General features: G+C 70.2%; 23 protein-coding genes and 1 pseudogene. 9 read left to right on the top strand and 15 right to left on the bottom strand.

Annotated features, from left to right (window positions below):
- Positions 1-17: 17 nt before the first annotated feature.
- Genes AB0I77_RS21635 through AB0I77_RS21625 form a run of 3 tightly spaced genes read right to left on the bottom strand, consistent with a single transcriptional unit; the run spans position 18 to position 2,044 of the window.
- Complete coding sequence (locus AB0I77_RS21635; RefSeq protein WP_363284258.1) at positions 18-485, bottom strand: TIGR03668 family PPOX class F420-dependent oxidoreductase; 468 nt, start codon at positions 483-485, stop codon at positions 18-20.
- 16 nt (positions 486-501) lie between these two features.
- Complete coding sequence (locus AB0I77_RS21630; RefSeq protein WP_363284257.1) at positions 502-1,329, bottom strand: LLM class F420-dependent oxidoreductase; 828 nt, start codon at positions 1,327-1,329, stop codon at positions 502-504.
- Positions 1,330-1,375: 46 nt separating this feature from the next.
- Positions 1,376-2,044 carry a dienelactone hydrolase family protein gene (locus AB0I77_RS21625; RefSeq protein WP_363284285.1) on the bottom strand — a complete coding sequence of 223 codons (669 nt, stop codon included), beginning with the start codon at positions 2,042-2,044 and terminating at the stop codon, positions 1,376-1,378.
- A gap of 150 nt (positions 2,045-2,194) precedes the next feature.
- Between AB0I77_RS21625 and AB0I77_RS21620 the strand changes: the two genes are divergently transcribed.
- Positions 2,195-2,479, top strand: coding sequence for a hypothetical protein (locus AB0I77_RS21620; protein WP_363284256.1), 285 nt, complete (start codon positions 2,195-2,197; stop codon positions 2,477-2,479).
- 25 nt (positions 2,480-2,504) lie between these two features.
- Here the strand turns inward: AB0I77_RS21620 and AB0I77_RS21615 are convergent, their stop codons facing one another.
- From AB0I77_RS21615 to AB0I77_RS21580, 8 genes are all read right to left on the bottom strand, one after another.
- Positions 2,505-4,568 (bottom strand): beta-galactosidase, encoded by a 2,064-nt coding sequence (locus AB0I77_RS21615; RefSeq protein WP_363284255.1) that lies wholly within the window; start codon positions 4,566-4,568, stop codon positions 2,505-2,507.
- 32 nt (positions 4,569-4,600) lie between these two features.
- Positions 4,601-5,428 carry a carbohydrate ABC transporter permease gene (locus AB0I77_RS21610; RefSeq protein WP_363284254.1) on the bottom strand — a complete coding sequence of 276 codons (828 nt, stop codon included), beginning with the start codon at positions 5,426-5,428 and terminating at the stop codon, positions 4,601-4,603.
- The gene (locus tag AB0I77_RS21605; RefSeq protein ID WP_363284253.1) at positions 5,425-6,366 is read right to left on the bottom strand and encodes a sugar ABC transporter permease; all 942 of its coding nucleotides are present in this window, start codon (positions 6,364-6,366) and stop codon (positions 5,425-5,427) included. The genes AB0I77_RS21610 and AB0I77_RS21605 overlap by 4 nt, the downstream gene beginning before the upstream one ends.
- Positions 6,367-6,378: 12 nt before the next feature.
- Positions 6,379-7,773 carry an ABC transporter substrate-binding protein gene (locus AB0I77_RS21600; protein WP_363284252.1) on the bottom strand — a complete coding sequence of 465 codons (1,395 nt, stop codon included), beginning with the start codon at positions 7,771-7,773 and terminating at the stop codon, positions 6,379-6,381.
- A gap of 143 nt (positions 7,774-7,916) precedes the next feature.
- Complete coding sequence (locus AB0I77_RS21595) at positions 7,917-8,924, bottom strand: LacI family DNA-binding transcriptional regulator (RefSeq protein ID WP_363284284.1); 1,008 nt, start codon at positions 8,922-8,924, stop codon at positions 7,917-7,919.
- Positions 8,925-9,141: 217 nt separating this feature from the next.
- Positions 9,142-9,342: a ferredoxin gene (locus tag AB0I77_RS21590; protein WP_363284251.1), complete on the bottom strand. Its 201-nt coding sequence runs from the start codon at positions 9,340-9,342 to the stop codon at positions 9,142-9,144.
- A 71-nt stretch (positions 9,343-9,413) separates the two neighbouring features.
- Positions 9,414-10,583 (bottom strand): cytochrome P450, encoded by a 1,170-nt coding sequence (locus AB0I77_RS21585; RefSeq protein WP_363284283.1) that lies wholly within the window; start codon positions 10,581-10,583, stop codon positions 9,414-9,416.
- Between the two features lie 138 nt (positions 10,584-10,721).
- Positions 10,722-10,853 (bottom strand): hypothetical protein, encoded by a 132-nt coding sequence (locus AB0I77_RS21580; protein WP_363284250.1) that lies wholly within the window; start codon positions 10,851-10,853, stop codon positions 10,722-10,724.
- On the opposite strand from AB0I77_RS21580, the pseudogene AB0I77_RS21575 reads away from it, so the two are divergent.
- Positions 10,827-11,601: pseudogene (locus AB0I77_RS21575) on the top strand (glycosyltransferase family 9 protein); the annotation flags it as partial. The gene AB0I77_RS21580 and the pseudogene AB0I77_RS21575 overlap by 27 nt on opposite strands.
- Positions 11,602-11,716: 115 nt before the next feature.
- Here the strand turns inward: AB0I77_RS21575 and AB0I77_RS21570 are convergent.
- Positions 11,717-13,243, bottom strand: coding sequence for an FAD-dependent monooxygenase (locus AB0I77_RS21570; protein WP_363284249.1), 1,527 nt, complete (start codon positions 13,241-13,243; stop codon positions 11,717-11,719).
- 109 nt (positions 13,244-13,352) lie between these two features.
- Positions 13,353-13,553, bottom strand: a complete 201-nt coding sequence (locus AB0I77_RS21565) for a hypothetical protein (RefSeq protein WP_363284248.1) — start codon at positions 13,551-13,553, stop codon at positions 13,353-13,355.
- Positions 13,554-14,077: 524 nt separating this feature from the next.
- On the opposite strand from AB0I77_RS21565, the gene AB0I77_RS21560 reads away from it, so the two are divergent.
- Positions 14,078-15,778: a hypothetical protein gene (locus tag AB0I77_RS21560; protein WP_363284247.1), complete on the top strand. Its 1,701-nt coding sequence runs from the start codon at positions 14,078-14,080 to the stop codon at positions 15,776-15,778.
- Between the two features lie 126 nt (positions 15,779-15,904).
- On the opposite strand, the gene AB0I77_RS21555 is transcribed toward AB0I77_RS21560, so the two are convergent.
- The gene (locus tag AB0I77_RS21555; protein ID WP_363284246.1) at positions 15,905-16,570 is read right to left on the bottom strand and encodes an SDR family NAD(P)-dependent oxidoreductase; all 666 of its coding nucleotides are present in this window, start codon (positions 16,568-16,570) and stop codon (positions 15,905-15,907) included.
- 277 nt (positions 16,571-16,847) lie between these two features.
- Here AB0I77_RS21555 and AB0I77_RS21550 point away from each other — a divergent pair, with 277 nt between their 5' ends.
- From AB0I77_RS21550 to AB0I77_RS21525, 6 genes are all read left to right on the top strand, one after another.
- A complete protein-coding gene (locus AB0I77_RS21550; protein WP_363284245.1) occupies positions 16,848-17,948 on the top strand; it encodes a LacI family DNA-binding transcriptional regulator in 1,101 nt (366 codons plus the stop codon).
- Between the two features lie 260 nt (positions 17,949-18,208).
- Positions 18,209-19,600, top strand: a complete 1,392-nt coding sequence (locus tag AB0I77_RS21545) for an extracellular solute-binding protein (protein ID WP_363284244.1) — start codon at positions 18,209-18,211, stop codon at positions 19,598-19,600.
- 1 nt (position 19,601) lies between these two features.
- Positions 19,602-20,489 carry a sugar ABC transporter permease gene (locus AB0I77_RS21540; protein ID WP_363284243.1) on the top strand — a complete coding sequence of 296 codons (888 nt, stop codon included), beginning with the start codon at positions 19,602-19,604 and terminating at the stop codon, positions 20,487-20,489.
- Entirely contained in the window at positions 20,486-21,418 is a 933-nt protein-coding gene (locus AB0I77_RS21535; RefSeq protein ID WP_363284241.1) for a carbohydrate ABC transporter permease, read from the top strand. Before AB0I77_RS21540 ends, AB0I77_RS21535 begins: the two co-directional genes overlap by 4 nt.
- Positions 21,419-21,463: 45 nt before the next feature.
- On the top strand, positions 21,464-23,602 hold the full coding sequence (locus tag AB0I77_RS21530) for a beta-galactosidase (RefSeq protein ID WP_363284240.1): 2,139 nt from the start codon (positions 21,464-21,466) through the stop codon (positions 23,600-23,602).
- A gap of 74 nt (positions 23,603-23,676) precedes the next feature.
- Positions 23,677-25,482 (top strand): RICIN domain-containing protein, encoded by a 1,806-nt coding sequence (locus AB0I77_RS21525; protein ID WP_363284239.1) that lies wholly within the window; start codon positions 23,677-23,679, stop codon positions 25,480-25,482.
- A gap of 182 nt (positions 25,483-25,664) precedes the next feature.
- On the opposite strand, the gene AB0I77_RS21520 is transcribed toward AB0I77_RS21525, so the two are convergent.
- Positions 25,665-26,081 (bottom strand): DUF2267 domain-containing protein, encoded by a 417-nt coding sequence (locus tag AB0I77_RS21520; RefSeq protein WP_363284238.1) that lies wholly within the window; start codon positions 26,079-26,081, stop codon positions 25,665-25,667.
- Positions 26,082-26,117 lie beyond the last annotated feature (36 nt).

Raw genomic sequence — 26,117 nt, 5'->3', positions numbered from 1 at the left:
TGGGATCGGTCATCGGATCAGGCCCCGTCGTCTTCCCGTACGGCCCGCCAGCCGCTCCACCGCAGGACGTCGACCACGATCACCGGTCCCTCGGGCGGCCGTTCCCGGTACTGGGGGTACTTCTGCCGCAACAGCGCGACGGCGGCGGCGTGCTCCTCCCGTGCCTCCTCACCGGGGACGCCGGGTGCGTCGGGCGGCACGATCCGGGCGCCGCCGTCGGCCCGCACCCACCACAGGCTGTCCCAGTCCTCGTCGTACGTGTCCACGAGGAGGCTGACGGCCGGGTGGACGGCGATGTTGCGCAGTCGTGCGAGCCGCTGGGACCGCTTCGGCTTCTGGTCGACGGCGGTGACGATGTCGTCGCCGCGCCGCGCGAAGACGACCGGAACCAGGTGCGGGCGTCCCCCGGGGTCGATCGTCGCCAGCCGGGCGATCCGCGCCTCGCCGAACCGCTCGCGCGCCTCGTCCCGCTCCATGTCCGGCACCGTGGGCTCCCCGGACTCAGCGGTACGCCGAGACGGCCTCGGCGTACTCGTCGAGGGTGCGCAGCGTCTGGTCCTCCGGGTGGGTCGGCAGGTACAGCAGCACCCGCTCGACGCCGAGTCCGGCATAGGCCTCGAGCGCCTCCGGGTCGTGCGGGGCGGCGTACACCACCACAGGCGTCTCGGCGCCCGTCACCTGCCGCATCCGGTCGATCTGCGCGCCCAGCTCCTTGGGGTGGACGCCGGTGGGCATCCACACCGATCCGTACTCGGCCACCCGGGCGAAGGTGCGCTCGCTGCCGCCGCCGACGTAGATCGGCGGATGCGGTCGCTGGACGGGCTTGGGCCAGGCGAAGACCGGATCGAAGTCGACGAAGTCGCCGTGGAACTCTGCCTCCTCCTGGGTCCACAGCGCGATGATCGCGCGGATGCGCTCGTCCATCAGCCGGCCGCGGCCGCGCGGATCCGTGCCGTGGTTGCGCATCTCCTCCCGGTTCCAGCCGGCGCCGACCCCGAACACGGCGCGGCCCCCGGAGACCAGATCGAGCGTGGCGACCTCCTTCGCGGTGTGGATCGGATCCCGCTGGACCACTATGGCTATCCCGGTGCCGAGCAGCAGGTCCCGGGTCACGACGGCGGTCGCGGCGAGGGCGACCAGGGGATCGAGGGTGCGGTAGTACACGCGGGGCAGTTCGCCGCCCCCGGGATAGGGGGTCTCACGGGATGCCGGGATGTGGCTGTGTTCCGCGAGGAACAGGGCGTCGAAGCCGCGTCCCTCCAGAGCGGGCCCCAGCGCCGCGGGGCCGATGCCCTCGTCGGTGAGAAAGGTGGACACTCCGAACTTCATCCGTTGTCACTCCACTTCTGGCGTGCGTCTCGCGTGCGCGCGTGCCTCACTGCTGCCGGGCCTGCTGCCGGGCCTTGAGGCGGTCGTCGCACCAGTTCCTCGTGACTTCCGCGACCTGCTCCAGCGCACCCGGCTCCTCGAACAGGTGGGTGGCACCCGGCACCACCCGCAGGGAATGCGGGCCTGCCAGCCGCCGGGCGGCCTGCTGGTTGAGCCGTATCACCTCTCGGTCCTCGCCACCGACGACGAGCAGCACCGAAGCCCGTACGCGCTCCAGGGCGTCGCCCGCCAGGTCGGGCCGGCCGCCCCGGGAGACGACGGTCAGGATCCGGTCCGGCCGCTCCGCCGCGGCGACCAGAGCCGCTGCCGCCCCGGTACTGGCACCGAACAGGGCCACCGGCAGACCCTTGGTGTCAGGCTGGGACGCCAGCCAGTCGATCACTGCGACCAGACGGCCGCCCAGGAGCGGGATGTCGAAACGGTGCTCGGCCGTCACCGCGTCCGTGCGGTCCTCACGCTCGGTGAGCAGGTCCATCAGGACGGTGCCGAGTCCGGCGGTACGCAGCTCTGCGGCGACCATCCGGTTGCGCGGGCTGCGCCGAGAGCTGCCGCTGCCGTGGGCGAAGAGCACCACCGCCCGGGCGTCGTCCGGCACCATGACATCACCCGGGAGCACCTCGCCGTCCACGGGCACCGTGACCAGTTGGGAGATCATCGCCACCATCTTCTTCCTCGGTTCCTCCCCGCCGCGTACCCGCTCCGCCGGGCGTCGATCGTTCGTTCCGACGGCGACTTCACATGGCCGACCGGGCCGCGGGTACCCGGAACCGGTGCAGCACCCCCCCCTTCTGAGGAGATGACTCGGATGCTGTTCCTCGGACTGCTCCTCCTCGCCGCCACGGCCGCCTTCACCGCTCTGGCGATCGCCGACAACCTGTCCGGCGGGCCCGAGTACACGGTGTCGGTGCTCGATCAGCAGATCGCCACCATGAACACGCTCGCCATCTTCAGCTCCGGCCTCGCGCTGGCCCTCCTCTTCTGTCTGGGCCTGGCCCTGGCGAGAAGCGGGGCGGCGCACCGCCGTCGCCGTCACCGGAAGCCACGGCCACGGACCCACGCGCCACGCGGCACCACCGCGATACACGGCTGAGGCGGACTCCGCCTGTGGGCTGCTCCTAAGCCTCCCCCTGCTCCGCGAGGACCTTCACGTCCCAGGGGCCGAGCGGAACCTCGTCCGAGTAGGCCGCGCTGGACAGCACGTCCCGTACGGCGGCCGGAACGGGGACGGAGACCGGCTCCCACGACCAGTTGTGCAGGAAGCGGACCCGGCGGCCGTCGCGGGCGGTGGCCGAGGCCGAGGTCACGCTCGGGTGGGACGGGCGCCAGGCGTCGGCCGGCGCGGCCCACCGCAACAGGGCGCGGGCGAAGGCGGGATCGGGGACGGTGCCGACGTACGTGATCCGCCCGGCGCCGCAGGAGTGCGTGGTGGCGGCGGGCCAGCGACCGTAGTGCGGGTGTTCGTAGGCCGCCAGCGCCTCGGCGCCCCGCGGCTGGAGGCCGTCGGCCCAGTGCAGGGCCCGGGCCTGTGGCGGGAGGGGCAGGGCGGCCGTGCCGGCCACCGCGAGCGGGCCGCTCAGGTTGCTGAACTCGTCGTACGTCACGCCCGCCGCCTCGGCCAGCCGCCCGGGCTGCGCGTCGGTGCGTGCCCTGGCCTCGGTGTCGCCGTAGCCGGTGCGGGGGCCCACTACCAGGTGACCGCCCGCCTCGGCGTAGGACTTCAGCCGGTCCAGCGTCTCGTCGTCGGCGGCGTAGTAGGCAGGGACGACCAGCACAGGAGGCAGGTCACCGTCCGGGAGTTGTCCGGGGTGCAGGATGCGCGACTGGAGGCCCGCGTCGAAGGCGCCCCGGTAGAAGGCGTCGAAGACGGTCTCGTACGACCGCCCGTCCGGACCCCCGTCGGAGGTGACCAGCGGCGGCTGGGCCTGAAGCGCCCACTTGCTGGGGCCGTCGTACAGGAAGGCGACGTCGGCATCGGGGGTCAGGGACGCCACCAGATCGCCCGCCGTCTCCAACTCCTGACCCAGAACGGCGAGTTCGCGGTACACGCGGCCGGGGCGGCCGTTGTGCGGGAGGACGCCTCCCCAGTAGGTCTCGGCGCCGAAGTGCAGGGTGTGCCAGTGCCAGTACTCGATCATCGAGGCGCCCCGGGAGATCAGCGCCCAGGCGGCCTGGCGCCACTGGCCGTCGTAGGCCGGGCGGTTGTTCCAGGGGTAGCCGATGGCCTGGGCGTTGGTCTCCGTCACCAGGAAGGGCTCCTGGCGGGAGGAGTACATGCGGTCGGCGCTGCGGTACAGGGCCCAGGTGCCGTTGGTCGTCCAGCCCTGGTCGTCGCGGTTCCCGTCGGGCAGGGCCAGGGCGTCCTGCATGGTGTAGTACGGGTTGCCCGCCGTGACGTCGAGCCGCTCGGTCAGTTTGTCGTCCTCGACGGCCGGGCGGTCGTAGGAGATGCAGGTGGTGACGAACTGGCCGGGGCGGGCGTACTCGCGCGCGATGTCCGCCTGCCAGGCGATGAACTCGGTGACGAGGCGGGCCTGGAAGCGCCGCCAGGCCAGGTCGTACTGGGGCTGGACGTTGCCGTCCGGAGTCCACAGGTCGGCCCAGGTCGACAGCCGGTGCGACCAGTAGACCAGGCCCCATTCGCGGTTGAGGGTCTCCACGTCCCCGTACCGCTCGCGCAGTTCGTCGGTGAAGCGCTGGAACACGCCGTGGTTGTGCAGGAGATGGAGGCCCGGCTCGTTGTCGACCTGGAAGCCGATCACGGCCGGGTGGTCGGCGTACCGGGCGACGATCTTCCGGATGACCCGCTCGGCGTGGAAGCGGAACGCCGGGTGGGTGAGGTCGACCTCCTGCCGGGCGCCCCAGCCGATGCGCTCACCCGTACGCCCCTCCCCCGCGATCTCCGGGTACTGCCGGGCCAGCCAGGGCGGCACGGCGTACGTCGGCGTCCCGAGGATCACCGAGATGCCCCGCTCGTGCGCGCCGTCCAGGACCGGCTGGAGCCAGTCGAGGTCGAAGCGGCCGTTCTCGGGCTCCCAGGTCGACCACACCGACTCGCCGACCCGGATCACCGTGAAGCGGGCCTCGGCCATCAGATCGAGGTCGTCCTTGAGGCGCTCGTACGGCTGGTACTCGTGGTAGTAGGCGGCGCCGAACAGAACCCGGCGAGGAAGCTCGAACATCCTTCTCCCATACGGTAGTTGACTGTGGGTTGTCAGCCCTTGACCGCGCCCGTGGACAGGCCTTCGAGGAGCTGTTTGCGGAGCACGACGAAGAGGGCGACGGCGGGCACGACGGCGAGGACGGCTCCGGCCAGCACCAGGTCGTACTGCCGGTTCTCCGATACGAACAGGGTCTGGAGGCCGAGCGGGAGGGTGTACTGGGAGCTGTCGGTGACCAGGACCAGCGGCCACAGGAAGCTGTTGTAGCTCTGGAGGAACTGCCATACGGCGAGCGCGCCGAGGGAAGGCCGCAGCAGAGGCAGCACGATCCGCCGGAAGATGCCGAACTCGCTCGCTCCGTCGATGCGGGCGGCTTCGAGCACGGAGTCCGGGATGGACTGCACGATGTACTGCTGCATCATGAAGATCCCGAACGCGGGGGCCACCCACGGCACGATCAGCGCGAACCAGGGACTGCCGAGCCCGGTCTTGACGAGGATCACGAACAGCGGCACGAGGATCACCGCGAACGGGATGGACAGCGAGCTGAACATCACGCCGAACAGCAGCCGTTTGCCCGCGAAGCGGAACTTGGCGAAGCCGTAGCCGGCCAGCGCGCACACGAACACCGACACGACCGTCGCGACGACGGCGACCACCGTGCTCATCACGAACCAGCGCACGAAGGGCTGATCGAACAGCGCGCGGTAGTTGTGCAGGGTGAAGGGGTCGGGAATCGGGTCGGGCGGATAGGCGAAGATGTCGCCGCGCGGCTTGAAGGAGCCGCTCAACGCCCATAGCAGCGGGGCGAGGAAGGCCAGGAGCAGCAGGACGAGCGTGGCGTAGAGCAGGGCGCGCCCGCTTCTCGTTCCGGTGTTCATGAGGCGGCCCTCCCGATGCCGAGGAGACGGTTGAAGAGCTGGCTGAGACCGAAGACGAGGACGAAGAGGACGACGGCCGCCGCGGCGGCGTAGCCGAACTGCTGGCGCTGGAAGGCGGCCCGGTAGATGAACATCGTCACCGACAGCGTCGACTCGGCCGGGCCGCCGCCGGTCAGCAGGTACGGCTCCTCGAAGATCTGGGCCGCTCCGATGAAGGAGGTGACGACGACGAAGGCCGTCACCGGCTTCAGCGCCGGCAGGGTGATCGTCGTGAACGTGCGCATGCGGCCGGCGCCGTCGAGGGCGGCGGACTCGTACAACTCCCTTGGCACGTTCTGGAGTCCGGCCAGGAAGAAGATGGTGAGGTAGCCGGTCCAGCGCCACAGCATCACCAGGCCGATGCTCACCTTGGCCAGGCCCGGGTCGCCGAGCCAGTCGACGCCTCCGGTGCCGAACAGGGCCCGCAGCACCGAGTTCATCAGCCCGAACTGCCGGTCGAAGATCAGGCCGAAGATGAGCGCGACGAGGATCGGGGAGACGACGATCGGCACGAAGTAGGCGGTGCGCCACAGATCGCGGGCGCGCAGACCACGGGTGTTGAGGGCCTGGGCGATCAGCAGCGCGAGCGGCACGACCACGCAGACCGCGATCAGCACGAAGACGGCCGTGTTGCCCAGGGCCCGGTGGAAGCTGATGTCGGTGGCGAGGAGCCGGTAGTTGCGCAGGCCCACCCAGCGCGGGGTGCCGAGGCCGACCCATTCGGTCAGGCTCAGCCACAGCGAGACCCCGACGGGGACCAGCATGAACAGGACGTAGAGGAGGTAGAAGGGCGAGATGAAGAGGTAGGGCGCCCAGGACTTCTTCGGGCGGGTCGGGTGCCTGGTGCTGCCGTGTTCACGAGCGGTGCGTGCCGGGCGGCCGGCGACGGCGGTGGTCATGTGTGGGGCCTCCTAGCGTCCGGCCTGGTCACGGAAGTCCGCCACGGTCTGTTTCAGGGCCTGACGCGGGGTCAGGTCGCCGTGGTAGGCGCGCAGCAGGTTGCCGCCGAGCACGTCGAAGAGGATCGACTGGTCGGGGCTCTGGTGGACGGCGGGCACCTCCGGGAGCAGGGAGCGATAGAGACTGAAGAGGCGCTGGCCGCCGCAGAACTCGTCCTGTATCGCGTTGAGTCGGGGATCCTCGTACACGGACCGGCGGGTGGGCAGATAGCCCGTCTCGGTGAAGCGGCGGACCTGGCCGTCGTGGGTGAGCCAGGTGTTGAGGAGGAAGTCCGTGGCGGCTTCGGTGTTGGCCTTGTCCTTGAGGACGCCGAAGCCGGTGCCGCCGAGCGCGGCCGTCGCCGTACCGCCCTTCGCGAACTTCGGCAGCGCCCTGACCCGCCATTTCCCCTTCTGCTCGGGCACGTTGGGCACGAGGCCGTAGCTCTTGTACCAGCTGGCCATGGGCAGGCCGATGACCTTGCCCTGCTTGAGGGCGGTCTGCATCGAGGCCCCGTAGTAGTCGGAGATGTCGATGACGAAGCCGGTGCGCAGCCCGTCGCACAGGAAGCGCAGTACCTCCTCCGCCTCGGCCGAGTCGAGGACCAGGTTCTGGTCGGCGTCGAAGAAGGCGCCGCCGCGCTGGTAGAGCAGCATCTGGAAGGAGCCGACGAGCTGGCCGACGTCACTTCCGGCGGTGCTGACGACGCAGAGGGAGGCACCGTGGTCCTGGTACACGCGGGCACCGACCTCGGTGAACTCCTCCCAGGTCGGGGTGTCCTTCGGGATGCCGTACCGGGTGAACAGGTCGTCGCGGTAGTAGTAGACGACCATCGGGGTGTCCGAGTCGAGGGCGTACACGTGGCCGTCGGCGCTGTACGGGGCGATGCGGGCCGGGAGCAGGTCCGCCTCGAGGCCGGGTACGGCGGCGATGTCGGCGGTGAAGTCGTGCAGCAGCCGTGGGGCGATGTCGCCGCGCAGCATGCGGGTGAAACCGCTGATCTCGAAGCCCATGGTGTCCGGCGTGCCGCGTCCGGCGACGGCCTGCGCGAGCAGCTTGGTGACGAGGTCGGCGGCTCCGGCGCGGGTGACCTTCAGGCGGTAGCGGAAGTCGGTGAGCCGGTCGGCCTCCGGTATGCCCTGGGTGAAGAAGGCCTGGTACCCGGGGTCGTGGGTCCACAGGGACAGGGTCACGTCTCCGGAGAGGCGGGCGGCGGTGCTTTCGCCTCCGCAGGCGGCCAGTGCGGCGGCCGCGCCGAGGCCGAGGGCGCCGCGCAGCAGTCCGCGGCGGGGCAGGGAGGACTGAGGTGACGGATGGTGTGACGGCTGGCCTGACGGGTGATCTGACGGGGGTGCGGGGGTGTACACACGTGACTCCTCACGTGGTGCGGCTACGGGGTGCGCGTGCGCGGCCGTCCCGGGCGGCGCAGGCGGGCAGGGCGGACCGGGCCCGCGGCGGGTGTCGCGGGCCGTGCCGCCGACGGTTCAGCGGTACGAGGAGGAAGCGGGGGTCAGCGCAGGGGCGGCGGGTCGGGGTCGCGTACCGGTCCGGTGGAGGACCGTACGGTCAACTCGGCGGCGATGTCGGTGGCTTCGGGCGGCCTGGGGCTGCCCTCGATCATGGCGATCAGCACGTCGACGGCATGCTCGGCGACGGCGCTGAAGTTCTGCCGGACCGTGGTCAGGGGCGGTGAGAGGTAGGCGGCGGCGGGGATGTCGTCGTAGCCGACGACGCTGATGTCGCCGGGAACGGACACACCCGCCTCGGCGAACGCTCGCAGGGCGCCGATCGCCATGTCGTCGTTGGCGGCGAACACGGCCGTGACGTCCGAGAGTTGGGCCAGCTGCCGGCCGGCGGCATGGCCGGAGGCCGGGCTCCAGTCGCCCTCCACCGGCAAGGGCGGCTCGGGCGCTCCGGCGGCGGCGAGGGCCTCGCGCCAGCCGCGCGCGCGGTCACGGGCGGCCCACCAGTCGTGCGGGCCGGGGAGGTGCCAGACGGTGCGGTGACCGAGGGAGAGCAGGTGCTCGGTGGCGGCACGGGCGGCGGCGACGCCGTCGGCGCCGACCACGGCGGCGCCACCCTGGGTGAGCTCAACGCCGTCGCCGAGGCTGACCACCGGCACGTCCGCGCTCAGCCTCAACGGCGTCCCGTCGTCGATCGGTTCGGACAGGACGATCCCGTCCACGCCCTGCTCCAGCAGCGCCTCCACGGCGACCGAGACCGGCTGGCCCTCCAGGGTGCCGGCCAGGGCGAAGGAGTATCCGGCTCGCTGCATGGCCCGTTCCAGGGCGATGAGCAGGGTGGACGGCCCGTAGAGCGCGGTGCCCAGCGAGACGACGCCGATCCGCCGGTACCGGCCAAGGAGCAGGGCGCGTGCCGCGTTGTTCGGACGGTAGTCCAGCTCGCGGATGACGCGCAGCACGCGGTCGCGCACTTCCGGGCTGACGTGCGGCTCGTCGTTGACGACGCGCGACACCGTCTTCTGCGAGACGCCGGCGGCCCGCGCGACCTCGGTCATCCCGGGCCCGCGCCGCCGACGCCCGGACCCGCCCGGGGGCCCGTCGGCTCTGCTGGTCGCCATGCGCTCCCCCAGGGTGGCCTCGGTCTGGACTACGTAGTCAATGCGGCTCGCAGATGTACGACTGAGGCCGGATGACTACGTAGTCGGGACAATGGCAGTACCTCTGGGCCGAGTCAATGGTTCCTACGACATCAACTCGAAACGACGCGCTCCCTCACCCGGTCTCGTCGACCACGATGGCTGCCGCGGGGCAGACACTCGCGGCTTCCTGTGCGGCCGGGTGGAGTTCCGTCGGAGGCTCGGCGTCCAGCAGGACGACCACGCCGTCCTCGTCCCGCTGGTCGAACACGTCCGGTGCGACCATGACGCACTGGCCGGCGCCGCAGCATTTCGCCTCGTCAACGGTGATCTTCATTGCCGTGCCTCCTCGACAGAGCAGTGGTGGGGGGGAGGTTGGGGGGGGCGGACGCAGCGCGCGGGGCGCTCTCACCACCGCACCGGAAGCTCCTCCAGCCGGCCGACGACGAGCCCTTCGACCCGGCGCAGTTCGCCCGGCTCGACGGCCAGGTCGAGGGTGGGCAGGCGGCGCAGCAGGACGTCGAGCACGACCTGTAGTTCGGTGCGGGCCAGCGGCTGTCCGAGGCAGGAGTGCGCTCCGGCGCCGAAGGCGATGTGCGTGTTGGGGCTGCGGCCGAGATCCAGCTCGCCGGCGCCCTCGAACGCGCTCTCGTCCCGGTTGGCGGCGGCCATGCTGCACACCACGGTGGTCCCGGAGGGCACCACACCGCCGGAGATCTCGGCGTCCTCGGACAGGAACCGCGGGAGACCGAAGCCGCCGTTGGGGTCGAAACGGAGGATCTCCTCGACGGCCGTACGCACCAACGACCGGTCGGCGAGCAGCCGTTCCCAGTGCCGCCGGTCGGCCAGCAGCAGCGCGACCATCTTCCCGATCATGCTCGCGGTGGTCTCGTGTCCGGCGACCAGCAGCGCCTGGGCGGTGGCCACCAGGCCCGGGGCGGACATCGGCCGTCCCTCGGCGTCGGTGGCGACCAGCAGTTCGCTGAGCAGGTCATCCCCGGGCGTCTCGCGTTTGCCGTCGACGAGGTCGGTCAGGTAGGCGGTGAACTCCTGCTGCGCGGCGTCGATCTCGGCCTCGGTGTGCCCGGTCAGGCTGAAGGCGATGTCGGACCAGTGCGCGAACTTCTCCCGGTCGCTCTCCGGGGCACCGAGCATGTCGCAGATCACCCACACCGGCAGCGGGAAGGCCAACTGCGTGACGAGGTCGGCCGTTCGGCCGTGCTCCAGCATCCCGTCGACGAGCCGGTCGGCCGTCGCTTCGATGCCGGGCCGCAGGGCGGCCATGCGCCTGGCCGTGAACCACTTGCCGACCATCCTGCGCCACCGCTCGTGGCCCTCGGCGGCAAGGATGTTGCCCACCGGGCTGTTGAACAGTCCGCCCGACTCGGTGTCGATGATCCGGGCCGCGCCGGGGTCGTTCAGATTGCGGCTGAACCGGGGGTCGGCCAGCACACTCTTGACATCGTCGTACCGCGTGACCAGGGCGGCCTCGTCCCCGCTGGGCAGCTTCACCCGAGCGACCGGGCACTTCTGCCGCAGCTCCGCCCACTCCGGCGGCGCCTCCAGCGCGGAGGGCATGGAGAGGGGGTAGTCCAGCGGCTGCTCGATGCGTACGTCGCTCACGGTGGGCCTCCTGTGGGGGTGCGGCTCCGGAGGTCCAGCCAAGCCGATTCCGCGAAATAAAGTCAAGCAACTGACTTAAAACGCGCCAGCACGTCACAGGCCTTCACACATCGAGCCGAGGCGACCGCCCCGGAGTACGTCCCACTTCCGGGTGTCGCGCGGTTCGGTGTACGGCTCGGCCTCGGGTGGAAGTCCCTCGATGCGCTCGTCCTCACGTCGTTCCATCAAAGTCCCCTGCCCACGGCCCTGTTGTTGCGGCTGACCGGCGTCGGGCGGATCGGCGCCGACAGCGTCGACCACCCTGGCAGCCTCCTCGACGTACGGCATCAGCGGCTCCCCGGCCCCACGAGGCCGGGGCCGCGCTCGACACCGCCACCGCGATGGGCTTCCTCCCGCACGCCGGGGACGACGGCCGCCTGCGTGTCCTGCCACCACCGACACGGTCGCGCTGACCGGCAACGGCCCGTACGTCGTCGTCCACCCCGGAGCCGGCGCGCCCGCCCGGGCCTGGAGTCCGGAACGCCGCGCCGAGGCCGTGGCCCTGCTCGTCGACGCGGGGCACCGTGTCGTCGTCACCGGGACCCCCGGCGAGGCGGGCCTCACCCGGCGGGTGAGCGGGGCGGCGGCGGTGGACCTCGGCCGCAGGACCGCCCCGCGCACCCTGGCGGGCGTTCCGCGCTCGGCCGACGTCGTGGTGAGCGGCAACACCGGCCCCGCGCATCTGGCCACGGCCGTCGGGACCCCCGTCGCGTCTGCGTTCGCCGCTGTCGTTCCGGCGGAGTTCGCCCCTGTCGTTCCGGCGGAGCGCTGGGGGCCCTACGGCGTCCCGAACGTCCTTCTCGGCGACCAGACGGGGCCCTGCGCGGACAGCAGGGCCCGCCACTGCCCCGTCCCAAGTCACCCGTGCCTCGACGAGGTCACGGGCCAGGACGTGGTGCGCGCGGTGCGGAAACTCCGCAAGGAGCATGCGTGATCACCGAACTCGGCATCCTGGCTCACGACGGCCTGGGCGAGGACTGCGCCTGACCGCCGTACGCCCGGGGGTGACCGCCGACCAGGTACGGGCCGCCACCGGCTGGGACCCCCAGTTACTCAGGCAGGGGGAGCCAGCGATCGAGGTATGCGCCCAACCCCGCGAGATACGCGCCCCGGGCCACAAATCCGAGGTAGCCGTCGGGGCGTACGAGCCCGTGGACGACCCCGGGCCAAGGGCCCCGATCCTCGACGCGGTGGACGCCGACGAGGTGGTCACGGCCGCGCAGGAGCGGGGCGATCCGTTCGTCGCTCCACAGGTGGGGCGGTCCGGTGAGCAGCAGGTGATACCCCGGGCCGGCGCAACGGGACTGGATCCCGTGCGGAAGATCGGGCAGCCGGTCCCCGGCCCGCGGACCGCGCCCCGGCGGGCGCGAGCCTGCCGTGGCGGCGGGGCTGCTCCGGTAGTGGATGCCGAGCTCGGAGACGGTGCGGAAGACGCGCCCCCGCAGTGCCGTCGCACGCAGCGCCAACGGGGCCAGACGCGGGGCGAGTTGCGTGCGGGCGACGCGGAGGGCCGGGTTGCCGCTGGTGCCGATGGTGAAGGCGCGGTCGGTGAGGCGCCGGACGGCGCGGCCCACCGGGGCACGCTCGGCCTCGTACGTCTCCAGCAGTCCCTCCGGCGCGGCGCCCTGACAGACGAGGGCGAGCTTCCAGCCCAGGTTGAGCGCGTCCTGGATGCCGGTGTTCATCCCCTGTCCCCCGGCCGGGCTGTGGATGTGGGCCGCGTCCCCGGCAAGGAAGCAGCGCCCGGCGCGGTAGTGGGCGGCGCCGCGGTTGTGGAGCCGGAAGTCGGTCATCCACGCCGGATCCCGCAGCATCAGGCGGTCGTCGGTGTAGCGGTCGGTGATCTTCCGCAACAGCGACAGCGTGACCTCGGTGTCCGGAGCACCGGGCGGCCGCATCGCGAGCATGCGCCAGGTGGCCGGCGAACCGAGCGGGAAGAAGAACAGCACCCCGGCCCCGGTCAGGTACGTGTGCACGGCGTCCGGCTCCAGCCCGTCGACCTCCAGATCGGCGAGCAGGAACGTCTGCGGATAGGCGTAGCCGTCGAAGGCGATGCCCGCCTGGGCGCGCACGGTGCTGTGGGCGCCGTCGCAGCCCACGACGTACCGCGCCCGCACGGTCTCCTCCCTGCCGTCTCGGTCCCGAAGCCGGCAGGTGGAATGCGGGCCCTTCTGCTCCAGCCCGACCAGCTCTGTGCCGCGCTCGACCACCACGTCCCGCGCGGCGAGGTGCTCGGCGAGGACCGTCTCGGTCTCGGCCTGGGACAGGAACAGCAGGAAGGGGTACGAGGTGTCGGCCATCCCGATGTCGAACAGCGCGAGCCGCACCACCCGCCGGGGCAGGTGCAGCCGCAGCCGCATCGCCGTGTTGCCGCGGGCGACGAGCTCGTCGCTCACGCCGAAGCCCGCCAGCGCCTCGAGGGTGCGGGGCTGAATGACCAACGCCCGCGACTCGTGCACCCGGTCCAGGGAGCGGTCGACGATCCGGAACCGGGTTCCGTACGCACGCAGCTGCGCGGCGAGCGCGAGCCCGGTCGGGCCGCCGCCGACCACCAGTACATCCAGCAGGGCCGTCATGAACCCACGGTAGTGCCGGCGAGCAAGCCGGCACCGAGTCGCACTCGGTCGTGGAGCACCAGCCCGCAGGTCTCCTCGGGAAGGTCTCCTGGGGAGTACGAGGGGCCGGTCAACGGCCTCGGGTCACTCCGTGCCGTCGCGGGGCAGGCGCGGAGGGGGGCAGGAAGCCGTCTTCCTCCTCGTCCAGCGGCGGCAGCTCGACGGTGTAGCGCGGCTGGAGAAAGAGATCGAGGTGCTTCGGCGTAGCCGGCGACCCTTCGGTGTCCTCCGCGGGGCAGGCGGGATCAGGGTGGGAAAAGACATCAGTCATGCACAAACCATCCAGGGTTGAGGGCCGCGCGAATCCCAGCGGAGCTGTCGACCCATGATGATCGACGTCGCTTGCTCCGCATGCGCCTGCTCATTAGATCCTACGCGGGCAGGGCCCTGGTGGACGGCGCCGACCAGCCGCTACAGGCGGGCCGGCGGTCTGGATCTCGACGCGCCGTTGACATTACCCCCTCACGGAAATAGTTTCTAACCGAAGCATTGATCGGATCAAGCCATCCCTGGCTGCGGGCAGCGTCGGCCGCGCGCCACGACCGGGTCCCCGCACGGTGGCGACCCCACACCCCGCCGCCCACGACCGCCAATACACACGGGCAATTCCGCTGCACGTGATCGAGTTATCAGCGACTTAATTATTCCCTTTAATCTATGCGCGTCACATCAAGGTTTTCCAAGGTATTTTCATTTAAAGCCTGTGAAACGCTCAGGAAATCACGCGGCGGGAATCTTCCGTCACCACCCCGGGCCGTCCGGGAGGGGATCTGGTGTACGGAAGAAGGAAGAACCGTGACGGAGATTGTCGACAACGAGGCACTGAACTCCAGCTCGACGGCCCCTCGGAAGTACAACAACTGGACGAAGAACGACACACTGGAGGACTACTCGCTGCGCTACGCGCCGAAATCCTTCCGCCGCTGGTCGCCCTATGTGGTGGCGACCACGGCCCTCGGCGGCATCGCCTATCTGGCGGACTTCGCCATCGGCGGTTCGATCGCCATCTCGCACGGCTTTTCCAGCGCGATGGTGGCGATCCTGGCCGCCGCAGTGGTCATCTTCCTGACCGGAATGCCCATCTCGTACTACTCGGCGAAGTACTCCATCGACATGGACCTGCTGACCCGGGGCGCGGGTTTCGGCAATCTGGGCTCGACGCTCACGTCGGTGATCTACGCCAGCTTCACCTTCATCTTCTTCGCCCTCGAAGGATCCATCATGGCGCAGGCCCTGGAGGTGGGCATGCACATACCGCTGGGGGTCGGCTACCTCCTCTGCTCGCTGGTCATCCTGCCGATGGTGATCTACGGGATGACGGCGATGTCGAAGATGCAGGTCTGGACCCAGCCCGTCTGGCTGGTCCTGATGGTCGCTCCGTTCGTCTCCATCGCCATTCAGGACCCGGGCAAGTACGCACAGTTCACCCACTTCGCCGGTGACTCGTCCACCGGCTCCAGCATCAGCATGCTCGGCATCGGCGCGGGCGCCGGTGTGGCCCTGTCCCTGATCGCCCAGGTCGGCGAGCAGGTCGACTATCTGCGTTTCATGCCGGACAAGACGCCCGAGAACGCGAGGAGTTGGTGGGCCGCGGTGCTCTCGGCCGGTCCCGGCTGGGTGGTGCTGGGAGCGTCCAAGCAGATCGGCGGTGCCTTCCTGGCCTTCTTCATCGCCGGCAGCGTGGGCCTGTCCAAGGCCAACGAGCCCATCCAGATGTACATTTCCGGCTTCAAGACCTTCGCGGCGCCGGTCGCGCTGGGGCTGGCCACGTTCTTCGTCATCCTGTCCCAGATCAAGATCAACGTGACGAACGCCTACTCGGGCTCGCTGTCGTGGTCGAACTTCTTCTCCCGGCTCACCCACCGCCACCCCGGCCGCGTCGTCTACATCTTCCTCAACGTCGGCATCGCGCTGGCCCTGATGGAAGGCGGCGTGTTCGGCTTCCTCAACACGGTCCTGGGGTTCTACTCCAACGTCGCCATCGCCTGGATCGGCGCGGTCGTCGCCGACCTCGTCATCAACAAGCCGCTGAAGCTCAGCCCCTCGTACGTCGAGTTCAAGCGGGCCCACCTGTACAACTTCAACCCGGTCGGCTTCGGCGCGATGCTCATCGCCTCGGCCGTCTCCATCCCCGCCTACTTCGAGGCGTTCGGCGCCTTGGGCAAGGCGTACTCGCCGTTCATCGCGTTGTTCCTGGCCATGGTGTTCTCCCCCTTGCTCGCGCTGCTGACCAAGGGCAAGTACTACATCGCCCGCCTCGACGACCTCGACGAGCCGCTGCTCGGCGCGGACGGCCTGCCGTCGGCGGTCACGCTGACCTGCTCGGTGTGCGCGGACGCCTTCGAGCGCCCCGACATGGCGAACTGCCCGTTCCACGAGGGCGCGATCTGCTCACTGTGCTGCTCTTTGGAGAAGGACTGCCACGACTCCTGCAAGAGCGGCAACGGCGCGGGCCCGGTCGACCTCGCCCTGCCCACCGTGCGATCCGCCGGCTGAGCAGCGCTCACCGCTGCGCCCCACACCGTCGTACGGCTGTCCCGGCCCGCGTCCGCGCCTCGGGCCCTTCTTCCACGGAGATCCATCAGAAGGGCCCGAGGGCCGGGACAGCTCCGCGCCGACCGGTCAGGAGTCGAGGTCGTCGGCGAAGTGCCTGAAGCCGTGCCGGTCCTGGTGCATGCCCCACAAGGTGTCAGCCAGGACGGCCGGGTCCTTGCGGTGATGGCCCGGGATGATCGCGCCGGGGACGATCAGCTGCGCGACGTGGATGCCCTCGGGGGCGAGCGTCTCGTGCAGCAGCCGGCCGTAGGCGCTCTCGGCGGCGAACGCGATCGAGGTGCCCGCACGGTCGGGGTGCGGGAGCACGGCGGTGCCGCCGTTGACGAGCAGGATCGTGCCGCGGCCGAGCGCCCGCATGTCGGGCAGTACCTGCTGTACGGCGGCGACCGGGCCGTGGACGGAGAACTCGAGGGGGCCGATGAGGTCCGCCGGCGTCGTCTCCAGGACCGGCCGCATGAAGTCCCGGTGTGGGACCGGACTGTACTGAAGGATCTCGATCGGACCCAGCGTGGCGTGCGCGGCGTCCAGAGCTGCCTGAAGGGCGTTCGGGTCGCGTACGTCGGCGGTGAAACCGCGCGCCGTGACGCCGTCGCCCGCGAGTTCGGCGGCCAGGGCGTCCAGCCGGGCCTGGTCACGCGCGATGAGCGCGACGTCGTGGCCCGCGCGGCCGAATCGGCGGGCGACCGCGGCTCCGAGACCTGGTCCGGCTCCGATGACGGCGATCGTGGTCATGATGTGGTCCCGGGTGTGGAGGTGTCGTGGGTGGAGGTGCCGAGCGTAGAGGTGTCTCTCACGAAGCGGTGGAGCACGTCCGAGGCGAGGACGCGATCGTACGCCTCGTTGATCTTCTCAGCCGGCATGGAGCCTTAGGGCCGCAGGGCGGACGGACTGTTACGGATGCGTTCCGGACTCTTGACGGCCGCCGTATGACTGCGTAGACATGACAGCGCAGTCAGACAAACGGCGTCTGACATCATTGGGCTCGATCGTGCGGCCATCGGGAGACGTCATGACGCGAGGAACAGGACGGGACGGGACCCCCCTGCCGCCGCGCAGCGTGGACGTGGCCCGACTGGCCGGGGTCTCGCAGAAGACGGTGTCGAGGGTCTTCAACGACGAGCCGTATGTCTCCGCCGAGGTACGCCGGCGCGTCCTCGAAGCCGCCGAACAGCTCGGCTACCGGCGCAACAGCGCCGCCCGGGCGCTGGCTTCCGGACGAACCCGCTCGATCGGCGTGGTGACGCTGGGCACGGCCCTGTACGGTCCCGCCTCACTGCTCATGGGTGTGGAGCGGGTCGTCCGGGACATGGGCTACGCCCTCCGCGTGGTCAACACGATGGAAGGCGACCCGGCGGGCCTCGCCGGTGCCGTGGACTCGCTCCTCGACCAGGGCGTGGACGGCATCGTCATCTCCGAGCCGATCGAGGAGGAAGGGGACGAGGGAGACCTGTCCGTCCGCGTCAGCGTGCCGGTTCTGGTCCTCGGCGCGCCGCCGCCCTTCTCCGCCTCCACAGTGCTGGCCGCGGGAGGCGGCGCCGACCTGATGGCACGGGCGGCCGTCGAGCATCTGCTGGACCTGGGGCACCCGACCGTTCATCACCTCGCCGGTCCCGGGCGGTGGTACGCCGCCAAGGACCGTCTTCAGGGATGGCGGGCGGCGCTGGCCGCACACGGCAGGGCCGAACCGCCGGTCACAGCCGGCGACTGGTCGGCCGCTTCCGGCTACGCGGCGGGCCGGGAACTGGCCGCCGACCCGGAGGTGACGGCGGTGTTCGCCGCGAACGACGACATGGCCATCGGGCTGATCCGTGCCCTGACGGAAGCCGGCCGGCGCGTGCCTCAGGACGTCAGTGTCGTCGGCTTCGACGACATCCCCGTCGCCGCCTATGTGACTCCGCCGCTGACCACGGTGCGGCAGCCGTTCGACACCGTGGCGCAAGAGGGGCTCAAGCGACTGGTACACGCCATCGAGAACCCCCGAGCAGAGGCTCTGCCGACGAGCGACCCACCGGTCGACCTCATCGTCCGCGCTTCGACCCAGCCTCCGCCGCCCCGGACGCCCCCGGGACGTGGACGACGCCCGCGTTCCCCCCTCACCCAACGGCCCTGAAACCGCATACACCAGCACTCTCCGGCCTCTCCCGTGCTCATACCTGTGTGCCGCCATTGCCGGTATGTGACCGCATATGACGGTATACGCCAGTAAATAGCACTCGCAGCCGGGCTCCCGACCCGTCGGCTTCGCCGCCCGGTCGTCACATCCGCGCCTGCGCCTTCCCTCCCCTTCACCACCTTCATCACCTTCATCACCCCTCTTCCGCACGCCCTCGCCCGGCGTGCCATCCCCTTCGCCATCGGCGGGAGTTCACCATGCCCACATCCAGATCCTTCGCCAGCTCCTCCTCCATGAACCGTCGGCTCTTCCTCACCGCGACGGGAGCCCTGTCGCTGAGTGCCGCGCTGTCCGCCTGCGGCGGCAGCGACTCCGGCGGCTCCTCCGCCGCCGCCGAGCCGGTCGGCCAGGCCGACATCGACAAGGCGATGAAGACGCCAACCGAGCTGACGTTCTGGACCTGGGTCCCGAACATCGACAAGGAGGTCGCGCTCTTCGAGAAGAAGTACCCGGCCATCAAGGTCAAGGTCGTCAACGCCGGCCAGGGCACCCCGCAGTACACCAAGCTGCGTACGGCACTGAAGGCGGGCAGCGGCGCACCGGACCTGGTGCAGATCGAGTACCAGGCCATCCCGACCTTCACCATCACCGACAGCCTGCTGGACCTGCGCCCTTACGGCGCCTCCGCGCTCAAGGGACAGTTCGTCGACTGGACGTGGGGCCAGGTCAGCGGCAGCGACGGCGAGGTCTGGGCGATCCCCCAGGACACCGGCCCGATGGGCATGCTGTACCGGAAGGACATCTTCGACCAGCACGGCATCGAAGTCCCGGGAACCTGGGACGAGTTCGCCGAGGCGGCACGCAAGCTCCACAAGGCCGACCCCGACGTCTACCTCACCAACCTCGCGGCGAACCAGCCGGCCGCGTGGCACGGCCTTCAGTGGCAGGCGGGCGCCAAGCCCTATGTCACGCCCGGCAAGAGCGACATCGCCATCAGCGTCGACGACGCGATCTCCAGGAAGCTCGGCGAGTACTGGGGCGGGCTCGCGAAGGAGGGGGTCATCGGCGTCGAGCCGGACTTCACCGACGCCTGGTACGCCGCGCTCAACAAGGGCAAGTACGCCACCTGGCTCACCGCGGCCTGGGGGCCCGTCTTCCTCTCCGGTTCCGCCAAGGCCACCGCGGGCAAGTGGCGGGCGGCCCCGCTGCCGCAGTGGGACGCGGCCAAGCCCAGCTCGGGCAACTGGGGCGGCTCGACCACCGCGGTCATCCGGTCCACCAAGAACCCCATAGCGGCGGCCCGGTTCGCGCAGTTCCTCAACACCGACCCGGCCAGCGCGCGGATGTTCACCACCGAGCAGTTCTTCTTCCCCGCGACCAGGTCCCTGCTCACGGACGCCGACTTCGTCGGCCAGGCGCCGTCGTTCTACGGCGGCCAGAAGGTCAACCAGCTGTTCGCCGACATCAGTTCCACGGTCAACTCCTCCTTCCAGTGGCCGCCGTTCCTCGACCAGGCGGCGACGGACTGGACCGAGACCGTCGGCAAGTCCCTCGCCGACAAGACCGACTCCGTCCGCGCGCTCGGCACCTGGCAGTCGCGGCTGACCACGTACGCCAAGGACCAGGGCTTCACCGTCAAGGGGAGCTGACATGACCGCGACCTCCGTCGCGAGGAAGCGCCGGGCGGCAGGGCCGCTGTTCGTCGCACCGTTCATGGTGCTCTTCCTCCTGCTCTTCCTCGCCCCGCTCGGCTACGCCGCCTACCTCAGCCTGTTCGAGGAACGCCTCATCGGCGGAACGGCGTTCGTCGGGCTGGACAACTACGTCAAGGCCGTCCAGGACCCGCTGCTCCTCCACGGTGTCGGACGGGTCGCGCTGTTCTTCGTGATCCAGGTCCCGGTGATGCTGGTACTGGCGCTGCTGTTCGCGCTCGCTCTCGACAGCGGTCTGCTGCGGCTCGCCCGGGTGATCCGGCTGGGCATCTTCGTGCCGTACGCCGTCCCGAGCGTGGTCGCCGCGCTCATGTGGGGATATCTGTACGGGCCGGACTTCGGCCCGTTCGCCCAGCTGAGCCGGAAGCTCAGCCTGCCGGTCCCCGACTTCCTCAGCGACGGCTGGATGCTCGCCAGCCTGGCCAACGTCGTGACGTGGGAGTTCGTCGGCTACAACATGATCATTCTGTACGCCGCCCTGCGCACCATCCCGCAGGAGCTGTACGAGGCGGCGGCGATGGACGGGGCCGGCGCCTGGCGCGTCGCCTGGTCCGTCAAGCTTCCGGCGCTCAGGCCCGCGCTGCTGCTCACTCTGCTGTTCTCGGTGATCGGCAGCTTCCAGCTGTTCAACGAGCCGAAGCTGCTGATGAGCATCGCCCCGGACGTGATCAGCAGCTCCTACACGGCGAACCTCTACTCCTACTCCCTCGCCTTCACCGGCCAGAAGCTCAACTACGCGGCCACGGTGTCCTTCCTCCTCGGCCTCGTCATCGTGATCGCCTCCTACGCCGTCCTGCTCACCGCGAACCGCAGGAGGACCCCGTGACGACCACGATCCCGACAGCGAAGGCCGCTGCGGCGCCGGCTCCGCCTCCCGCCGCGCCGGCCCGGCGCCGGTCCGCCTCCCGGCGCCGCAGCACCCCGCTGACGATCGCCATGCTGGCCGCCCTGGCCTACTTCCTCCTCCCCCTGTTCTGGCTGCTGGTCGCCTCGACCAAGAGCACCCAGGACCTGTTCAACAGCTTCGGCCTGTGGTTCTCCCGCACCCCGCAACTGCTGACGAACATCAAGGAGACCTTCACCCAGGACAACGGGGTCTTCGTCCACTGGCTGCTCAACACGGTGATGTACGCCGTCGTGAGCGCGCTCGGCGCCGCCCTCCTCGCGGCAGCCGCCGGTTACGGCTTCGCCAAGTTCCGCTTCCGCGGCGACCGGGCGAGCTTCAACCTCGTCCTCGGTGCCGTCATGGTCCCGGCCACCGCCCTGGCCATCCCGACCTACCTGCTCTTCGCCGAGGCGGGCCTGGTCAACACCCCTTGGGCGATCATCCTGCCCTCCCTCGTCAACCCCTTCGGCCTCTACCTCATGCGCGTCTACGCCCAGGACGCCGTCCCCGACAGCATCCTGGAAGCCGCGCGCATCGACGGCGCCGGGGAGGCCCGGATCTTCTTCACGATCGCGCTGCGCCTGCTCGCGCCGGGCCTGGTGACGGTCCTGCTGTTCACGCTCGTCGCGACCTGGAACAACTACTTCCTGCCGCTGATCATGCTCAACGACCCGAGCCTGTACCCCATCACGGTCGGGCTCTCGTCCTGGGCCGCGCAGGCGCAGAACGGCGGGGCCGGTGCCAGCAGCGACATGCTCGCGCTGGTCGTGACCGGCTCCCTGATCTCGATCCTTCCGCTCGTCATGGCCTTCCTGCTGCTCCAGCGGTACTGGCAGAGCGGACTGGCCGCGGGCGGCGTCAAGCAGTAGGGCACGCAGTCCTCATTCCACTCCCCACTCGCTCTGGAGGCTCCCTTGGCAGTTCTTCCTGCCCGCGTCCTGTTCGGTGCCGCGTACTACCACGAGTACCAGCCCGCCTACGCCCCCGAGTCGCCGTCCGACGAACGGCTCAAGACCGACCTCGACCTGATGGCCGACGCCCACTTCACGGTGATCCGGGTCGGCGAGTCGGTGTGGTCGACCTGGGAGCCCGAGAACGGCCGCTTCGACCTCGACTGGCTCCAGCCGGTCCTCGACGGCGCCCACGAGCGCGGCATCTCGGTCGTCCTCGGCACCCCGACGTACGCCGTCCCGCCGTGGCTGGCCCGGCAGTACCCGGAGATCACGGGCGAGCGGCGCACCGGCGAGCGCATCGGCTGGGGCGCCCGCCAGGAGGTCGACTTCACGCACCCCGCGTTCCGCTTCCACGCCGAGCGGGTCATCCGGGAGATCGTCGCCCGGTACGCCGGCCACCCCGCGGTCATCGGCTTCCAGGTCGACAACGAGCCGGGCAACGAACTGCTCCACAACCACGGCGTGTTCCAGCGCTTCGTCGACCACCTGCGCGACAAGTACGGCGACGTCGAGACCCTCAACCGCGAATGGGGCCTGGTCTACTGGTCCCACCGGCTGTCGACGTGGGCCGATCTGTGGACGCCGGACGGCAACGCCCAGCCCCAGTACGACGTCGCCTGGCGCGCGTTCCAGGCCCGTCAGGTCACCGAGTTCATCGGCTGGCAGGCCGACATCGTCCGCGAGTACGCCCGCCCCGAGCAGTTCGTCACCACCTGCATCTCCTACAAGCGCCCGGCGGTGGAGGACGACGAGCTGACCGACCGCCTCGACATCGCCTCCGGCAACCCGTACTACGACATGCAGGACGGCCTCCTGCTCCCCGACACCACACCCGACGACCACGAGCAGACCTGGAAGACCACCGGCGTGTGGTCGCTGTACCAGACCGCCGACTGGATGTTCTCCTCGCGCCAGGAGCCGTTCCTGGTCACCGAGACCAACGCCGGCTCGATCGGCTTCCCGTGGGACAACCGCCCCGGCTACGACGGCCAGTGGCGCCAGGCGGCCTGGGCGCTGGTCGCGCGCGGGGCCCGCATGATCGAGTACTGGCACTGGCACACCCTGCACTTCGGCGCGGAGACCTACTGGGGCGGCATCCTGCCCCACACCGGCCGGCCCGGCCGCACGTACGCCGAACTCGCCCGTCTGGGCGGCGAGTTGGAGAAGGCGGGCCCGCTCGTCGCCGGGCTGGAACCGGACGCCGACATCACGATGGTCTACTCGACGCCGAGCAAGTGGCTCATGCGGAAGTACCCGCCGCTGGCCAGGCCGGACGGCGAGCCGGACCCGGAGGCCTACCACCGCGTCTTCGACCCCTTCTACCGCGGCGCCTTCGACGCCGGCCGCCAGGTCCGTATCGTCCACGCCCGCCAGCTGCACGACCCGCGCGGGGAACGAGAGGGCCTGACCCCCGAGGAGGCCGTACGACGCCACCCCGTCCTCGTCGTCCCGGCGTTGTACCTCGCCGCCGACTCGACGCTCGACTGGCTCGCGGCCTACGCGGAGGCGGGCGGTCACCTGGTTCTCGGCCCGCGTACCGGCTACGCCGACCACGAGGCCAGGGCCCGGCGGGAACCGGCCCCCGGGCGGCTGGCGGAAGCGGCGGGCGTGACGTACGACGAGTTCAGCAACCTCGTACGGGAGATCTCCGTGCGGTCCACGTCCGGCGGTCCGCTCGACCTGCCCGAGCAAGCGACGGCGACGCGCTGGGCGGACGGTCTGACCGTCACCGACGCCGAGGTACTCGCCGTGTACGACCACCCGCACTTCGGCCGCTGGCCCGCGGTCACCACCCGCCGCCACGGCGCGGGCCGCGTCACCCGCGTCGGCACCGTCCCCGGCCGCGACCTCGCCCGGGTACTGGCCGCCTGGCTGACACCGGCCTCCCGCAGCACGTGGCGGGACCTCCCGGCGTCCGTCACCGCGACGACCGGCACCTCCCCCGACGGCCGCCGCGTCCACATCGTCCACAACTGGAGCTGGGAGCCCGCCCGCGTCCAGACCCCGGTGGACCTCTTCGACGCCCTGAACGACACGTCCCTTCCCCTGGGCACGGCGCTGGAGCTCGGCGCCTGGGACGTACGCGTGCTCGTCTCCTGATCCGACGTGATCCACGTGATCCACGTGATCCAACCCTTGTGACCATCACCGTGGTCGTCCCCCGAGGAGGGGCTATGCACAGAAGAAGACTGGGTAGAGCGCTGGGAACCTTCGCCGCGGCATCCGCGATGCTGGCGATGCCCATGACCAGTGCGCAGGCGTACAACCCCACGGGCGGCATCCTGTACCAGCTCGGGAACGAACCGTGCCTGAAGGGGCGGGGCAACTGCGCGGTCTACCCGAAGTCGGCGCAACTGCCCAGCGGACGCCTGGTCGCGTCGTTCGAGAAGTCCACGGTCGTGCCGGCGACGGGCAGCGCCGACCGGCAGACGCTCCCCGTGTACAAGAGCGACGACCACGGTACGTCGTGGCAGCCGCTGTCGGAGGTCAAGGCTCCGGCGTACCTCTCCAGCGACGCCAAGTACGCGAAGTACACGAGCAACTGGACGAACCCGTACCTCTACACGCTGCCGCAGGACGTCGGGAACCTGAAGCAGGGCACGCTGCTGCTCGCGAGCGTCGTATCCGGCGACGACGCCTACTACCGCGAGCACAAGGCGGCCGACCCGAACTGGACGCCGTCCAACGACGGAGACCGCCGGGACATGGCGATCGCCCTGTACTCCAGCACCGACGAAGGCGTGACGTGGAAGGTCGTCAACGTCGTCGCGACGGGCGGCTGGCAGGGCGGCAGCGCGGGTGCGGTGGGCCAGAACATCGCTGCCGCGAACACGAACAAGCAGGTGGATCCCCTCTGGGAGCCGTACCTGATGGTCTACAAGGGCCGACTCGTCTGCTACTACTCCGACGAGAACGACTACATCGGCTTCGACCCGGCCACCGGCGTGCCCACCGCGGACCCGGCGAACGACACGGCCACGGACTCGCACGGGCAGATCCTCGTCCACAAGACCTGGGACGGGCGCGCCGCGCAGTGGAGCGCTCCCGTCGTCGACCTCGCGGGGCTGACCCAGGACATGGGAGGCGGCAAGACGGAGATCGGCGGCGGGCGTCCGGGCATGACGAACGTCGTCCGGACGACGGACGGCAAGTGGCTCCTCACGTACGAGTACTGGGGCGGCGGAGCCAACACCAGGTACCGGGTCGCCGCCAGTCCGCTGGAGTTCTACCGCGGCTCCCCCACCGGCGAGTCCGTCACCTCACTGCCGGTCGACACCGGCTCCCGTCCGCTCGCGACCGGCGGCAGCCCGGTGATCATCAGGCTTCCCGGCGGGCGCCTGGTGTACAACGCGGCCGGCAGCGGCAACGTCTGGGTCAACGAGAGCGGACGCAGCGACGGCGTGTGGAAGGAGTACCAGACGACCTTGGGCTCCGGGTACAGCCGCAACCTCCAGTACGTCGAGGGCACCGGCCGCATCGCGATCCTGCGGAACCAGGGCATATCGACGATCGCCCACGCCGAGGTCGATCTCGGTCACTCGAAGGGCCCCTACCACCAGTTGGTGAACCGGAAGACCGACCAGGTGATCGGCACCGGGAACAAGACCAACGACGCGAACATCGGCAACGGGGACGTTCCTGACGTCGTCCTCGAGGACCCCGGTTCGGTGACGAACGTGGACACCCAGTACTGGCACGTGGTGACCGAGCCGCAGGGCGGTGTCACGCTGCTGAACAAGTCGGGCGGCCGCGCGGCAGCCATCTGGACCGGCAACGCGACAGCCGGCCAGAGAATCGGGCAGTGGGTCGACAACAGCGCCACCGGCAGCTGGAATCTCGTCAAGACCGCTGACGGGTTCTACAAACTCCAGGCAGTCAAGAACACGAGCTTGTATCTGACGGGCGCGTCCGACGGGGCGCCGCTGACCCTTCAGAACGCGGCCACGGACGGCTCACAGGAGTGGGAGCTCGTCGAGTAGGCGCAGGCGCTGCTCCGCCTGGCTGAGGGTCGTCTGCTCGGGCAGTGAGGCACGCAGGGCGCGGGCGGCACCCGCCGGGCTCGCGTCCTGCACGGCCGCCGATGTGGCCCTTGTGGGCTCGCTGTACGTCAGCGTGTACAGGGCGGGACTGGCCAGACCGAACTCGCCTGACCTTGCTCGGATTACCTGCCGACCGAACCGGTACTGCCCGAGAAAAGCACGGTGGCCAGTTCGTCGTCCAGGCAGTCGCGGATCTTCTCCGTCACACGTCCCTGCACCGCCTCGCCGACGACCTCGATGACCGAACGGGCATCATGAATCGCCTTGGGCATCCCCTTGCCCTCCCGCTGGGCGACCCGGTCGAAGAATTCCTGGCGGCTCATGCGCAACCCGGTGGTCAGCTCGTCGGGCGCCGCCTCGACCCGCCGGATATGCTCGCCGATCTCCTGGGGCAGCTGAGCGGTGAGCTTCTCCGCCAGCCCGGCCGGGATGCGTTCGGCCAGCGTCTCCAACGTCGCCCGGGTCGCTCGCTCGGCGGCACCCCGGCTGTCCAGCCGGGCCCGGGACTGCACCTGACCGATGAACTCGTCGTGCTGCACGGTCGCCCACCTCCTTGCCTTGTCGAGGGGTCCCGA

Source organism: Streptomyces sp. NPDC050619, assembly GCF_040654815.1.
GTDB lineage: Bacteria > Actinomycetota > Actinomycetes > Streptomycetales > Streptomycetaceae > Streptomyces.
The sequence above is the reverse complement of the archived record's forward strand: the minus strand, read 5'-3'. Positions and strand labels throughout refer to the sequence as shown.

What these genes read in the sequence shown, in the direction of transcription:
- AB0I77_RS21630 (WP_363284257.1), bottom strand. Translation starts at nt 1,329, where the DNA reads ATGAAGTTCGGAGTGTCCACCTTTCTCACCGACGAGGGCATCGGCCCC.
- AB0I77_RS21625 (WP_363284285.1), bottom strand. Translation starts at nt 2,044, where the DNA reads ATGATCTCCCAACTGGTCACGGTGCCCGTGGACGGCGAGGTGCTCCCG.
- AB0I77_RS21620 (WP_363284256.1), top strand. Translation starts at nt 2,195, where the DNA reads ATGCTGTTCCTCGGACTGCTCCTCCTCGCCGCCACGGCCGCCTTCACC.
- AB0I77_RS21615 (WP_363284255.1), bottom strand. Translation starts at nt 4,568, where the DNA reads ATGTTCGAGCTTCCTCGCCGGGTTCTGTTCGGCGCCGCCTACTACCAC.
- AB0I77_RS21610 (WP_363284254.1), bottom strand. Translation starts at nt 5,428, where the DNA reads ATGAACACCGGAACGAGAAGCGGGCGCGCCCTGCTCTACGCCACGCTC.
- AB0I77_RS21605 (WP_363284253.1), bottom strand. Translation starts at nt 6,366, where the DNA reads ATGACCACCGCCGTCGCCGGCCGCCCGGCACGCACCGCTCGTGAACAC.
- AB0I77_RS21595 (WP_363284284.1), bottom strand. Translation starts at nt 8,924, where the DNA reads ATGACCGAGGTCGCGCGGGCCGCCGGCGTCTCGCAGAAGACGGTGTCG.
- AB0I77_RS21590 (WP_363284251.1), bottom strand. Translation starts at nt 9,342, where the DNA reads ATGAAGATCACCGTTGACGAGGCGAAATGCTGCGGCGCCGGCCAGTGC.
- AB0I77_RS21585 (WP_363284283.1), bottom strand. Translation starts at nt 10,583, where the DNA reads ATGCCCTCCGCGCTGGAGGCGCCGCCGGAGTGGGCGGAGCTGCGGCAG.
- AB0I77_RS21580 (WP_363284250.1), bottom strand. Translation starts at nt 10,853, where the DNA reads ATGGAACGACGTGAGGACGAGCGCATCGAGGGACTTCCACCCGAGGCC.
- AB0I77_RS21570 (WP_363284249.1), bottom strand. Translation starts at nt 13,243, where the DNA reads ATGACGGCCCTGCTGGATGTACTGGTGGTCGGCGGCGGCCCGACCGGG.
- AB0I77_RS21565 (WP_363284248.1), bottom strand. Translation starts at nt 13,553, where the DNA reads ATGACTGATGTCTTTTCCCACCCTGATCCCGCCTGCCCCGCGGAGGAC.
- AB0I77_RS21555 (WP_363284246.1), bottom strand. Translation starts at nt 16,570, where the DNA reads ATGACCACGATCGCCGTCATCGGAGCCGGACCAGGTCTCGGAGCCGCG.
- AB0I77_RS21550 (WP_363284245.1), top strand. Translation starts at nt 16,848, where the DNA reads ATGACGCGAGGAACAGGACGGGACGGGACCCCCCTGCCGCCGCGCAGC.
- AB0I77_RS21545 (WP_363284244.1), top strand. Translation starts at nt 18,209, where the DNA reads ATGCCCACATCCAGATCCTTCGCCAGCTCCTCCTCCATGAACCGTCGG.
- AB0I77_RS21540 (WP_363284243.1), top strand. Translation starts at nt 19,602, where the DNA reads ATGACCGCGACCTCCGTCGCGAGGAAGCGCCGGGCGGCAGGGCCGCTG.
- AB0I77_RS21525 (WP_363284239.1), top strand. Translation starts at nt 23,677, where the DNA reads ATGCACAGAAGAAGACTGGGTAGAGCGCTGGGAACCTTCGCCGCGGCA.